Here is a 13,360-nt window from a genome sequence, read left to right on the forward strand (position 1 = left end):
ACGCCATGACCACCTTTACCTCACGCACCAACGCCGGCCGTCGCCCACTTAGCCGTCCCTTCAACTGGCGCCGCGCCATCGCCCTGACCCTCCTCGGCCTGGCCATCGCTGTGAGCATCCTGCCCTTCTACTGGGTGCTGCGTACAGCCCTTTCCACCAACGGCTCCCTCGCAGCGAACTCCGCCAACCTGCTGCCGGCCGACTTCAACCTGGGCGCGTTCAAGCGGGTCTTCGGCCTACAGAGTGCTTCCGAAGCCATCGCAGAAGGTGGCTCGGGCGCGTCGATCAACTTCTGGCAGTACCTTTGGAACTCGCTGCTCTTCTCCGGCATCACCACAGCCTGCGCCGTATTCTTCAGCTCCATGGCCGCCTACGCTTTCTCCCGGCTGCGGTGGAAAGGGCGCGACGCGGTCTTCTCCCTGTTCCTTGCCACCATGCTGGTCCCGCCGATTTTCACCGCCCTTCCCAATTTCCTGCTCATCAAGAACCTGGGCCTGCTCAATTCCATGCTCGGACTCGTGCTGCCGTACCTGTTCATGACCCCGTTCGCAATCTTCTTCATGCGCCAGTTCTTCCTGAACATGTCCAGGGAAGTTGAAGAGGCCGCAATGCTCGACGGCGCCAAGCACTGGCGGATCTTCTTCCAGATCATCATGCCCAACGCCGCTGCCCCGATCGCGACCTTGGCGTTGCTGACGTTCATGGGTCAGTGGAATGAATATTTCTGGCCACTGCTGGTAGGCACCTCCGAAGAATCCCGCGTGCTCACAGTGGGATTGGGAGTCTTCAAATCCCAGTCCCCGCAAGGTGCTCCCGACTGGTCCGGGCTCATGGCCGCAACGCTCGTGTCCGCCACACCCGTGCTGATCCTCTTTGCCATCTTCGGCAAGCGGATCGTCAACTCCATCGGATTCAACGGCACCAAATAGCTTTCTCCACCTCCCTCCCGCGGAAGCCGGCGTGTGCCGGAACGCACCCCATCCCGTCCTGAAAGGACCAACCATGATGAAAAAGAAGGCACTGGGCGCCGTCGCCGCAGCCGCTGTCCTCGCGCTGTCCGCCTGCTCGGGCGGAAACTCCGGAGGCAGCTCCGGCGGAGACTCGGCCAAGGGCGAGATCAACTACTGGCTATGGGACGCCAACCAGCTCCCGGCATACCAACAGTGCGCCACTGACTTCAGCAAGGCCAACCCGGACATCACCGTCAAGATCACCCAAACCGGTTGGGACGACTACTGGTCCAAACTCACCAACGGCATGGCTTCCGGTACTGCGCCGGACGTCTTCACGGACCACCTGTCCAAGTATCCGGACTTCCTCAAGACCAAGCAGCTGGTGCCCCTTGATGACGCCATCGCGCAGGACAAGGTAGACCTCTCGCAGTACAACGAAGGCCTCGCGGACCTGTGGGTGGGCCAGGACGGCAAGCGCTACGGGCTGCCCAAAGACTGGGACACGATCGCACTCTTCTACAACCAGAAGATGGCTGCCGACGCCGGCATCACCCCGGAACAGATGGGCTCGCTGACGTGGAACGCGCAGGACGGCGGGACGTACGAGAAGGTGATCGCCCGCCTCACCGTCGATAAGAACGGCAAACGCGGCGACGAGGCCGGCTTCGACAAGAACAACGTTGCCGTCTACGGATTGGGCCTGCCGGGCTCCGACGCCGAGAACGCCGGACAAACGCAGTGGAGCTACCTGTCTGCTACCACTGGCTGGACCACCACAGACAAGAACCCCTGGGGCACCCACTTCAACTACGACGACAAGAAGCTCCAGGACACCATCGCTTGGTGGGCGTCGCTCACCGAGAAAGGCTACATGCCCAAGCTTGAAACCACGGTTGGTGCCAACGCCGCCGACAACTTCGGCGCAGGCAAGGCAGCCATCAACAGCAACGGCTCCTGGATGATCGGCCAGTACACCGGCTACAAGGGCATCGACGTCGGTATCGCTCCCACACCCCAGGGTCCTGAAGGCAAGCGCGCCTCCATGTTCAACGGCCTGGCCGATTCCGTGTGGGCCGGCACCAAGAAGAAGGACGCAGCGATCAAGTGGGTGGAATACCTCGGCTCCGCCGCTTGCCAGGATGTCGTAGCTTCCAAGGCCGTCGTGTTCCCGGCCATCACCACCTCCTCCGAGAAGGCCGCTGAGGCCTTCAAAGCCAAGAACGTGGACGTCAGCGCCTTCACCCAGCATGTGAAGGACAAGACCACCTTCATGCTCCCGATCACGGACAACGCCGCCAAGGTTTCCGGAATCATGAAGCCGGCAATGGACGCGGTGGTTTCCGGCAAGTCCCCGGCCAGCTCGCTGACAACCGCCAACGAGCAAGTCAACGCACTCTTCAAGTAGAACCCTCCGGTTGTGAGGCCTGCTCTGCGCCCTATTTCCCTCGCAAAGCACGCAGAGCAGGCCTCACAACACGAACCAGCACCCAATCCTGAAAGCGACTCATACATGCAACCGCTCCATCTCCGTTCCGCAGGTACCAGCCTGGTGATCAGCACCAACCGTGGAGAGGCTGAGATTACCCACTGGGGAGCAGACCTGGGCGATACCCTGCCCGACCTCGCCATCCTCAACGAGCCCATCCCGCCCTCGGCCATCGACGCCAACGTTCCCGCCGGGCTCCTTCCACAGCCGTCGTCCTCCTGGCAGGGGCGGCCGGGACTCCGCGGGCACCGCGTGATTGACGGCGTACCCGGCTTCGACTTCTCGACACGGCTGCGTGTGGTGAGTGCGACGGCGGACGCAAGTACCGCCGTCGTGCTTCAGTCAGATCCCGACGCCGGCATCTCGGTGACCAGCAACGTCACCTTGCACGCGGGCGGGCTCCTGGAACTGCGGCACACGGTGACGAACGACGGCACGTCGCCTTTCCAGGTGGACGAGCTGGCCACCATGCTGCCGGTAGCGCCGGACGCCGTCGAGCTTTTGGACCTGACCGGACGCTGGTGCCGTGAGCGGCACCCGCAACGCCGGGCAATCCAGCAAGGTACGTGGGTCCGTACCGGACGGCACGGCCGCACTGGGCATGATTCGTCGCTGCTGCTTGCCGCAGGGACTGCCGGTTTCGGAAACCGTCATGGCAAGGTGTGGGCCACCCATCTGGCTTGGAGCGGCAATCATGAGCAATTCGCGGACAGCGTTGCCGACGGCCGCACCATGGTGGGCGGTTCGGAGCTTCTTGGCCCGGCAGAGGTGCTGCTGCAACCAGGTGAAAGCTACACGACTCCAGCGCTGTTTGCCGCGTATTCGGACCGCGGGCTGGATGGCATCAGCGAGGCGTTTTACAGCTGGTTCCGCTCACGTCCCCACCACGTGGGCAAGCCGCGCCCAGTGGTCCTCAACACCTGGGAAGCTGTGTACTTCGACCACAATCTGGAGTCGCTGCTCGAGCTGGCTGAGTCCGCTGCCGATCTCGGTGTTGAGCGTTTCGTGCTCGACGACGGGTGGTTCCGCGGGCGCCGCGACGACCACGCCGGGCTGGGCGATTGGTACGTGGATGAGACCCTCTGGCCGTCGGGGCTCACTCCCCTGATCGACGCCGTGACCTCCCGGGGCATGGAGTTCGGGCTGTGGGTGGAGCCGGAAATGGTGAATCTGAATTCCGACATCGCGCGCGAGCACCCGGAGTGGATCGTTGGCCCTGCCGCTTCTTCGCACAAGGACGGCGGGCGGCTGCCCCTCGAGTGGAGGCAGCAGCACGTTGTCGATCTGGTGAACCCGGAGGCGTGGCAGTACATCTTTGACCGCATCGATGCCTTGCTGACGGAAAACAACATCAGCTACCTCAAGTGGGACCAGAACCGGGACCTTTTGGAGCACGGTCACGCGGGCAGGGCGTCAGTGCATGAGCAAACCCTGGCCGCCTACCGGCTGTTCGACGCTTTGCGGGCGGCCCACCCGGGTGTGGAGATTGAGAGCTGCTCCTCCGGTGGCGCCCGCGTGGATTTGGGGATCCTGGAGCGGACGGACCGGATCTGGGCTTCGGACTGCAACGACGCCCTGGAGCGGCAGACCATCCAACGCTGGACCGGCGTCGTGGTTCCGCCCGAACTGGTCGGCGGGCACATCGGCCCCACCACCTCCCACACCACCGGCCGCACGCACGATCTCTCATTCCGCGCCATTACGGCCCTTTTCGGGCACTTCGGCATGGAATGGGACGTGCGTTCGGTGACGGGCGCCGAGCGCGAGGAACTCAAGGGCTTCATCGCGTTGTATAAGGAACACCGCGGCCTGATCCACAGTGGACGAATGGTGCGGGCGGACTCGCCGGACGAGTCGCTGATGGTTCACGGCGTGGTTGCTTCAGAGCACGACGGCGGTACAGCCCCAGGCACCACGGCGGCACTGTTCGCCGTGGTCAAGATCCGGACGGGCTTCGGCGAACTGGTGGGCCGGGTGGCACTTCCGGGGCTCGATCCCCTGCGTTCCTACCGGGTGGAGCTTCTCTTCCCAACCCCGGAGGATGCCGACTACGGCCACACGTTCACCGAGGCCAAGCCAGCGCCCTGGTTGGCATCAGGGGCGGAGGCCAGCGGGCGGTTCCTGGGCGAGGTCGGGCTCCCGATGCCCGTGCTGAACCCGGAGCACGCCGTCCTGCTGCGGGTCACCGCCCTGTAACGCTCCATCACATCCCAAGGGCTTCCCGGGAACCCCCGCTCACATCCCAACAGGTTCCCGGGAACCCTCGCTCACATGCCGGGTGTTTAGGCAGCGTCCGCCAGGTAATCGATCGCCAGCTTGTACCCGAGCACACCCGCGCCAACAATGATCGCGTTGCAGACACCCGAGAGGTACGAGTGGTGCCGGAACTCTTCGCGCTTGTGAACATTGGTGATATGGACCTCGACGGCGGGCAACTGCACGGCCGCGATCGCGTCCCGAAGTGCCACGGACGTGTGGGTGTAAGCGCCTGCGTTGATGACGATGCCGACGGCCGCGCCGCGGGCTGCGTGGATGGCATCCACCAGGTCGCCTTCGTGGTTGGACTGCACACAATCCACGGTGAAGCCATGCGCGGCTGCCGCTGTCATGGCGAGCTGCTCGACGTCGGCCAGCGTGGAAGTTCCGTACTTCTCCGGCTCACGCGTGCCCAGTAGGTTCAGGTTGGGTCCGTTGATCACAAGGATGGTGCCGCGACCGGCTTCGGTGGCGGGGGTGGCTTCAGTCATGGCTCCCAATCTATCGCCGGGAGAGAGCGTCCGGGAATTGCGCCCGTTAGGTGAACGAGCGTGGCCCAAAAATCGCCACTATGTGAGAGATGGTCACCCAAAACCCGGGGGGATGTGAGAGAGCGTTGGTTACTTGCGGGTGCACTGCCCGGCCGAGACCTGCTCGCTGAGGCCGGCGGCCTGCGCCGCCACGGGTTCCACGTCTGTCATGGTCAACGCGAACCCCAAGGCTGCATCCGTCGTTGTCTTGGCAAAAATCAGGCCGGCTACCTGGCCGTCCATCGTCAGCAACGGACCACCCGAGTTCCCCGGCTGCACGTCACCGGCCAGCTTGTACACCAGTTCCGGCGAGGGATTGTTGCCATAAATATCCGGAACCAGAATGGGCGAAATCCCCTGCACTGTGGCGGGTTTGGACTGGAAGGGACCTCCATGCGGGTAACCGGCAAAAGCTGCGGGGCTTCCACCCGGCAGGTCCGAGCTCAGCGGCAGCGGGTTGGACTTCAGGCCGTCCACGGCCAATACCGCGATGTCCCGCTGGGGGTCGAAGTAGACAACGCGACCCGGCAACGCACCGCCGTCGGGAATTTCAACAACGGGCTGCGACACGCCCGCCACGACGTGCGCGTTGGTGACGACGCGCCCGGGCGACACGACGAATCCGGAACCGGTCTGGTTTTGGCCGCATTCGAAGGCCGTTCCGGCGATCTTCAGCACGGACTCAGCGGCCCTGTTCAAAGCCGGCGTGTCGGTGGACTCATTGGGAACAGGGACTGCCGTGCCGGGGCCGATGCCCTCAATCAGCTTAGGAATTCCGTCGCCGATCACCGTGGACCGGAGCTGCGCCATGGTGCTCTTGACGGGTGTCGGCGTGATGTTGTCGATGTACCGGATCACACGGGACTCGGCCAATTGCTGCGACACGAACGGCACACCAAGGGAACTGATGCTGAACGCCAGCATGGACATCACCAGCGCGGCCACCACCACGCTCACAACGCCGCCGATCAATCGGTCTGCCGCGTGCAACGGTTTGATCCGCACCGCGTGGCGGACTTTGCGGCCAATCATGGTCCCAAGCCCATGCCCCAAAGCAATAAGTACGACGGCGGCACCCACCGTGGCGGCCAGCCTCCAGCCGCTGTCGGTCACCCAGCCACTGACGAGGGGCACTGCCACGAACGCAGCAATGGCGCCCACGACGAATCCGGCAATACCACCCAAAGTGACCATGAAGCCGTTGCGCAAGCCATAGATCAGGTAGGACAGGAGCATCAAAATCAATGCCAAATCCAATATCGTCAAGCCAAACACCAATGCTCCTCATAGCCGGGTAGCGCCAATTGTAGTTGTGGACCCTGACAGCCAACCGTTAGTCACATCACCATCGCGTCACGGCCAAGGGTCGTTTTAAGGCGGTCCTTTGGCCTTTGAACGCCGCCAACCCGCGCCATTTCAGCGTTTCGCGTGCCAAGTACGTCACAGAAGCTCAAAAATTCTGAAACAATGGCTGGAGCGCCACGACCGAAACTTATATTCAGGAGATTTCATGGACATCGAGGTATTGCGCCGCGCACCCCTCTTCGCCACCCTTGACGACGACGCATTCCGCCTGCTGACGGACGAACTCACCGAGGTGGACCTTTCACGTGGAGCTTCCGTGTTCCGCGAAGGCGACCAGGGTGACCAGCTCTACTTCATCGTTTCCGGCAAGGTGAAGCTCGGCCGCACCTCCCCCGACGGACGCGAGTCCCTGCTGGCCATCCTCGGCCCGGGCGAACTCTTCGGCGAAATGGCGTTGTTCGACCCCAGCCCGCGTACCGCAACGGCCACGGCCGTTTCCGAAACGCGCCTGGCCGGCCTGAAGAACGAGAGCCTCAACGCCCTGCTCCGCACGCGTCCCGAGGTTTCCGCCCAGCTGCTGCAGGCACTGGCCCGCCGCCTGCGCCGCACCAACGACTCCCTGTCCGACCTCGTCTTCTCCGACGTACCGGGCCGCGTTGCCAAGGCACTCCTCGACCTGGCTGACCGCTTCGGCCGTCCGGCCACCGACGGCGTCCTGGTGGCCCACGAGCTCACCCAGGAAGAACTGGCCCAGCTGGTTGGCGCTTCCCGCGAAACCGTCAACAAGGCACTGGCCGAATTCGTTCAGCGCGGATGGCTGCGGTTGGAAGCCCGCGCCGTCGTCATCCTGGACATGCAGCGACTCCGCCAGCGTTCCCGCTAAAAAGCTCCACGAAAAAGCCGCCCCGGTTCGACGCCGGGGCGGCTTTTTGTTGTTTTGGTGAGCGAGCGATCGGCTCAAGCCAGTGGGACGTGAGCGAGCGATCGGCTCAAGCCGGTGGGACGTGAGCGAGCGATCGGCTCAAGCCAGTGGGATGTGAGCGAGGGATCGGCTCAAGGAGGCGGGACGTGAGCGAGGGTCAGCGTTCGCGCTGGGGCTCGCCGGCGACGGTGCGGGCGGCTTCGACTTCGAGCATGAGCTGGCCGCCTTCGTCGACCAACCGCGGCTGATAGACGTGTGCCTTGCGCTTGTAGCTCAGGTACGCGATGCAGCCATTGGCGTGGGCCATCTTCTCGAGCATGATCTCCGAGCCCGGCACCAAAAGCTGGCCCAACATCAGGCCCACGGTGTTTGCCTGGCCGATCTCGTCGCCCAGGGCAGGGGTATCGCGAAGGGCAATCGCCTCGGATGCCGATACCCAGCGGCCCCACACACCCTTGCTGCCAAGGATGCTGGGCTGCTGGTTCACCGGAACCGTGGCAGCGAAGTACCGGGTGTTGAAACGCGTGTGCGCAAAGTCCGGGCTGAGCCAGTTAACCAGCGGTTTAAGCAGATCTGTGCGCAGCGACAGACCACGTTTGGTCAGCATCTCCGTGAACGATTTCTCCTGGGCGGCCACGGCTTCGCGGGCACGCATCCAGTCCACGGTGGAGTTGGCCTCCACCGTGGAGGAAGCATCGGGACCTGCCAGCAGGACGCCCGTCTCCTCAAAGAGCTCACGGATAGCGCCCACCACGTGACGGCGGGCGAGTCCGACGTCGTCCGTCCCCATAAGCTCGGCCCACTGCTGGGGTGAGGGACCCACCCAGGCGATGGGGTCGTCGTCGGACGGGTCCAGGGAGCCGCCCGGGAACGCCACGACGCCCAACGGCGAGGAACCGGGCCTGTAGCCAAGCCAGGTTTCCAAGCCGGAGGGAGAATCGCGCAAGAGGACAACGGATGAGGCATAGCGGGCGGCCCTGGGGGTCCGCTCGCCGAGCTCAAGCCAGTTTTGTGCTGCCCCTTCGAGTTCGGGGGGCAGTACAAAAAGGCGACGGGCAAGCTGCGGCACGTGGTTGAACCGGTTCCTTAGCTGAATTCAGCGATGAGCTCGACCTCTACAGGAGAGTCGAGGGGCAGGACAGAAACGCCGACGGCGGAACGGGCGTGAATGCCGGCATCGCCGAATACCTGGCCCAGAAGTTCGGACGCACCGTTGATGACGCCGGGCTGGCCGGTAAAGGTGGGCTCGGAGGCAACGAATCCGACCACCTTGACGATGCGGGTGACACGGTCGAGGTCGCCGATGACACTCTTAACCGCAGCCAAGGCGTTGATGGCGCACACGGCGGCGTAGCGCTTGGCGTCCTCGGGATCAACCGTTGCTTCGTCCGACGCGCCCAACTCGCCCAAGGAGACCTTGCCCGTAGCTTCGAGTTTGCCGTTAATAAACGGCAGCTGTCCGGACGTGTAAACGTAGTTGCCGGAGACGACGGCAGGGACGTAGGCGGCGACCGGTGCGGCGACCTCGGGAAGGGTCAGTCCGAGCTCGGCCAGACGCTGCTCAACGGCCGACGTCGGGGCGCCGGATTCCGCGGGAGAGGTGGTTTCTGCGGGGGTTGTCATGGTTACTGCTTCTCCCTCTTCAGGTATGCGACAAGGCCTTTGCCATCGGGGCCGCCGACGACCTGGACAAGCTCCCAGCCGTCTTCGCCCCACTGGTCCAGGATCTGCTTGGTGGCGTGGATAATGAGCGGAATCGTGGCGTACTCCCATTTGGTCATGACAGAAAGCCTAGCCCGTGCCGGTAAACTGGAAAACATGGTGACTCGCAAGAACCCCATATTCGACACTGCCACCACCCTCGGGAAGATTCTAGGTTTCCTTGGCGTGAGTGCGATCTGTGGCGTCCTCGTGGCAGGACTTCTTGTCCCGGCCGCAGCCGTCTCGGGCAGTGCCGCAAGTGGTTCCATCCAGTTCTTTGACACTCTGCCGGCGGAGCTCCAGGTGGATCCGCCCAGCCAGAACACCACGATCCTGGCGAAGGACGGTACGCCGATCGCCTCGATCTACGCGGAGAACCGGACCAAGGTTCCGCTGGACTCGATGAGCCCGTACATCAAGGACGCTGTCATCGCCATCGAGGACAGCCGTTTTTATGAGCACGGCGGCATCGACACCACCGGCATCATGCGAGCACTGGTGAGCACCGCCCGCGGCAACAAGCAGGGCGCTTCCACCATCACCCAGCAGTATGTGAACAACGTCATCAACGAGTCACTGGTGGCCTCCGGCAAGGGCGACGACGTCCTGCTTAATGGTGTGAACAAGGGCGTGGGCGACAAACTCCGCGAAATGAAGCTCGCGATCGCCTTGGAGAAGAAGTTCTCCAAAGAGCAGATCCTTGAGGGCTACCTCAACATCGTCTTCTTCAACCGTGATGCTTACGGCATCGAAGCGGCATCCAAATTCTTCTTCAGCACCACCGCCAAGGACCTGACGCTTCCCCAGGCCGCCCTGCTGGCCGGCCTGGTGAACAGCCCGTCCGCCTTCGATCCGATCACCAACCCGGACAACTCGAAGATGCGCCGCGACCTGGTGCTCAACGCCATGCTGGCCCAGAAGAAGATCACGCAGGCCCAGCACGATGAAGCCGTGGCCACGCCGGTCACCACCAAGGTCACCCCCGCCCGCCAGGGTTGCGCATACGCCACCATGGCTCCGTACTTCTGCGACTACGTTCTGCACCTCCTGCTGAACAACCCGGCCTACGGTGACACCACGACGGAACGGGAAAAGCGGGTCATGCGTGGCGGCCTGACCATTCAGACCACCCTTGATCCGACCGCCCAGAACGTGGCGCAGCAGCAGGTCGACGCCACGGCAGGCGCCAACCCGGACAAGTGGGGCGCCTCGATCGTCTCTGTCCAGCCGGGAACGGGCCAGATCGTCAGCATGGCCCAAAACACCGTGTGGCTGCCCCAAGAGGGCAAGTTTGATCAGACCCAGAACTTCAATGTTGATGTGCTCGACGCCAACGGCAACGACCTCAACGGCATTGGTGGGTTCCAGCCTGGTTCGACGATGAAACCCTTCACGTTCGCCCAATGGCTGAATGAGGGGAAGTCGATGAATACGGTGATCAACGCCGCCACGAGGAGATACAAGGCGGGCTTCCCGTGGAAGAACACCTGCCCGACACCTGTTACTGATTCGTACGATGCTTCCGCCGGCACCATTGACCTTCAAAACTCTGACGAGGGTTACTACAGGAACATGACAGTCCTTTATGGCCTCATGAACTCCATCAACACTGCGACCTTCGCCTCTGCCGCGCAGGTTGATCTCTGCGGCATTCAAGGAATTGTGGACGCAACTGGTATCCATGCTGGACTTCCTAACCGGGATGGCACGGGCAAGGTCACGGACCCAAACCCGCAGGTTCCTATGACTCGACTGTCTAACTTGATCGGTGCAACCCAGACCGCCCCCCTGACCATGGCTTCTGCGTTTGCTACATTCGCTGCCGATGGCAAGTACTGTGCGCCCATCGCCATCACGTCGGTGAAGGACCAGTCTGGCGCGGATCTTCCTGCGCAGTCCCCCAGCTGCAAGGACGCGGTGAAGCCGGAAGTAGCCCGGGGCGTTGCCTATGCGATGCAGGAGGTGCTTAACGCTGGCTCCGGTTCGCTGATCAGGCCAGCGCTTTCCACAAAGAACAACTTCCCGGTTGCTGCCAAGACAGGCACGAATGACTCAAACGGCTCAACGTGGGTTGTTGGTTACACAACCGGTCTGGCTACTGCATCTTGGTTTGGCGACCCCTTGGGTGATCAGCTTCGTCCAGGCCGAAACCTCACCGTCAACGGCAAGTTCTATCCCGCCGTCGACGGTTACATGATCGCCGGCCCGCAGTTCACCAACTACATGTTGGCTGTCGCCCCGGCGTACGGTACCAACCCGTTCCAGCAACCGCCGTCCAACCTGCTCGGCGCGCCGACACCGCAACGCAACAACACGCCGTCGAACACGACGCCGTCCGCACCTAAGCAGGCACCGTCCACCGGGACCGGCAACAACGGTAACGGCAATGGAAACAGCGGCGACGCTCCGGGTAAGGACTAACGAGTGACATTCGGGGATTCACTGGCAGACCGCGTCCGTTCATTCGGGCGCGGTTTTGCCGTCACTGCAGCCGTTGGGGCAGCCGCAGGCACAGCGGCTGCTGCGTACGGATGGTGGGAGAAGGATCAGTTTGAGGTCCGCCATGAAACGTTGCCAATCCTCCCCGAGGGCTCAGCTCCCCTTCGCATCCTGCACTTGAGCGATATCCACTTTGTCCCTGGACAGGTCAAGAAGACCCAGTGGCTGCAGGCCCTGGCAGACCTCAAGCCCGATCTCGTGGTGAACACGGGCGACAACTTGAGCCACACCAAGGCCATCGACCCCCTCATCCAGGCTTTGAAGCCCTTGATGGAGTTCCCCGGCGTCTTCGTTCCAGGTTCCAACGACTACTACGCTCCGCGGATCAAGAACCCTGCGGGCTACTTCCGTGGTCCGTCGAAACCCAAGAAGGAACCGCTCCAGCTCGACTGGCCCAAGCTCAGGTCGGCCTTCGGCATGAGTGGCTGGATCGATCTCACCAACCGCGCCCAGTCAGTGGTCCTCAACGGGCTGCGCTTCGATTTCTCAGGCGTGGACGATCCCCATTTGGGCCGCGAACGCTACGCCGGCTGGCCCCGCGGTACTGTGAACCAGGACGCCCGGCCGCACCTGAAGGTCGCCGTGATCCACGCTCCCTACCAGCGCGTGCTGGACCACTTCACCGAGGCCGGTGCAGGCCTGATTATCGCCGGCCATACCCACGGTGGCCAGATCTGCGTCCCCGGCTTCGGCGCCTTGGTCTCCAATTGCGACCTCCCCACGTGGCGCGCCAAGGGCCTCCACGATTGGGAAAGCAAGGGATTCACGACGCCGGTGAACGTCTCGGGCGGCATCGGCACCTCGCGCTTCGCTCCCGTCCGCATCGCCTGCCGCCCGGAAGCTGTGATGCTGACTCTAGAGGAGCGTCCCGCGGTCACTCACGACAACACCTAGCATCCTGTATTGGTATTGCGTTCTACTGGGAGACCCATGACTGAAGCTGATATGACGAACAGGTCAAGAAACCATAACGGCCGCCGCCGCCAAGGTGCGATACTGGTTGGAGCGGCCCTGACGCTGGGAATTGTTTCTATCGTCGATCCCAGCAGCCGTTCGAGCTTAGTCTCAGTTCAGCAGCTCAGCCCTTACTTCATCGGTTCCCTCTCCGTCGCGCTCGCGACCGTTGGCGTGTTGCGAACTATCACTCACCGCAGTTTCCGTGTGGTCTTCGGATGCGTCGGCATTCTTAGCGTTCTAGCGTTGATTTCCGCAGGCGCCATTAAGTTTCCGCCCGACCCCAGCTACACACTCGATGGTCCTGGAAGTGACTCAACGCTCTTAGTTACGCGCGACTCTGCCTTCCTTGACCCAAGCTACGTCGTCACGGTTCGAACAAACCATGGACTTGAGAGTCAGGAATGGTACGTGACGTGTCTCGATAACTCGCCAGGGTTCTACAGGGCCGAGTGGTTGAGCCCTACTCGCATAAGACTTTTCATTGGCGATACGGGATCCAACGAGGCCTTCGATTTCTCTCTTGACCCTCAGACCGGTGCCCCCACGTCTACAGGTACGTGCCAACCGTCCTCTTCGGGACTGCGACCAGGCGTTAGAACGCGCCGATAGGCGCGCGGCTCTGTAGCGGTTCGGCGGTACCGCTGATTGAGCCCATGGTCGTCCAGAGGTCGGTCCCCTTTTTTCCTGGAAGAACCGTCGGGCTTCGGCTTCCTGGCGTTTTCGCGGAAGAAAGCCTGGTAGGCTCCTGCGG

11 protein-coding genes are annotated in these 13,360 nt (G+C 62.7%); 6 read left to right on the forward strand and 5 right to left on the reverse strand.

The window, feature by feature from the left end:
* The first annotated feature begins 5 nt into the window (after positions 1–5).
* From ACFUOZ_RS17480 to ACFUOZ_RS17490, 3 genes are all read left to right on the forward strand, one after another.
* Positions 6–929 carry a carbohydrate ABC transporter permease gene (locus ACFUOZ_RS17480; protein ID WP_377550420.1) on the forward strand — a complete coding sequence of 308 codons (924 nt, stop codon included), beginning with the start codon at positions 6–8 and terminating at the stop codon, positions 927–929.
* A gap of 73 nt (positions 930–1,002) precedes the next feature.
* A complete protein-coding gene (locus ACFUOZ_RS17485; protein WP_377550422.1) occupies positions 1,003–2,358 on the forward strand; it encodes an ABC transporter substrate-binding protein in 1,356 nt (451 codons plus the stop codon).
* A gap of 105 nt (positions 2,359–2,463) precedes the next feature.
* Positions 2,464–4,635: an alpha-galactosidase gene (locus tag ACFUOZ_RS17490; protein WP_377550424.1), complete on the forward strand. Its 2,172-nt coding sequence runs from the start codon at positions 2,464–2,466 to the stop codon at positions 4,633–4,635.
* An 86-nt stretch (positions 4,636–4,721) separates the two neighbouring features.
* Here ACFUOZ_RS17490 and aroQ read toward each other — a convergent pair whose 3' ends face one another.
* Together aroQ and ACFUOZ_RS17500 are read right to left on the reverse strand one after the other, a co-directional pair.
* Positions 4,722–5,186: a type II 3-dehydroquinate dehydratase gene (gene aroQ / locus ACFUOZ_RS17495; RefSeq protein ID WP_377550426.1), complete on the reverse strand. Its 465-nt coding sequence runs from the start codon at positions 5,184–5,186 to the stop codon at positions 4,722–4,724.
* A 129-nt stretch (positions 5,187–5,315) separates the two neighbouring features.
* Positions 5,316–6,500 (reverse strand): MarP family serine protease, encoded by a 1,185-nt coding sequence (locus ACFUOZ_RS17500; protein WP_377550428.1) that lies wholly within the window; start codon positions 6,498–6,500, stop codon positions 5,316–5,318.
* A 235-nt stretch (positions 6,501–6,735) separates the two neighbouring features.
* Between ACFUOZ_RS17500 and ACFUOZ_RS17505 the strand changes: the two genes are divergently transcribed.
* On the forward strand, positions 6,736–7,413 hold the full coding sequence (locus ACFUOZ_RS17505) for a Crp/Fnr family transcriptional regulator (RefSeq protein ID WP_011775987.1): 678 nt from the start codon (positions 6,736–6,738) through the stop codon (positions 7,411–7,413).
* 196 nt (positions 7,414–7,609) lie between these two features.
* Here the strand turns inward: ACFUOZ_RS17505 and ACFUOZ_RS17510 are convergent, their stop codons facing one another.
* The 3 genes from ACFUOZ_RS17510 to ACFUOZ_RS17520 are packed head-to-tail and all read right to left on the reverse strand — an operon-like array spanning position 7,610 to position 9,233.
* A complete protein-coding gene (locus ACFUOZ_RS17510) occupies positions 7,610–8,521 on the reverse strand; it encodes an NUDIX hydrolase (protein ID WP_377550430.1) in 912 nt (303 codons plus the stop codon).
* 17 nt (positions 8,522–8,538) lie between these two features.
* Positions 8,539–9,075 carry a RidA family protein gene (locus ACFUOZ_RS17515; RefSeq protein WP_377550432.1) on the reverse strand — a complete coding sequence of 179 codons (537 nt, stop codon included), beginning with the start codon at positions 9,073–9,075 and terminating at the stop codon, positions 8,539–8,541.
* Between the two features lie 2 nt (positions 9,076–9,077).
* On the reverse strand, positions 9,078–9,233 hold the full coding sequence (locus tag ACFUOZ_RS17520) for a DUF4177 domain-containing protein (RefSeq protein ID WP_011775990.1): 156 nt from the start codon (positions 9,231–9,233) through the stop codon (positions 9,078–9,080).
* Positions 9,234–9,270: 37 nt separating this feature from the next.
* Between ACFUOZ_RS17520 and ACFUOZ_RS17525 the strand changes: the two genes are divergently transcribed.
* Together ACFUOZ_RS17525 and ACFUOZ_RS17530 are read left to right on the forward strand one after the other, a co-directional pair.
* Entirely contained in the window at positions 9,271–11,574 is a 2,304-nt protein-coding gene (locus ACFUOZ_RS17525) for a transglycosylase domain-containing protein (protein WP_377550434.1), read from the forward strand.
* 3 nt (positions 11,575–11,577) lie between these two features.
* The gene (locus ACFUOZ_RS17530; protein WP_377550436.1) at positions 11,578–12,546 is read left to right on the forward strand and encodes a metallophosphoesterase; all 969 of its coding nucleotides are present in this window, start codon (positions 11,578–11,580) and stop codon (positions 12,544–12,546) included.
* Positions 12,547–13,360: the final 814 nt, after the last annotated feature.

Origin of the sequence: Paenarthrobacter sp. NPDC057355 (assembly GCF_042667405.1) — a bacterium.
Taxonomy (GTDB): Bacteria; Actinomycetota; Actinomycetes; order Actinomycetales; family Micrococcaceae; genus Arthrobacter.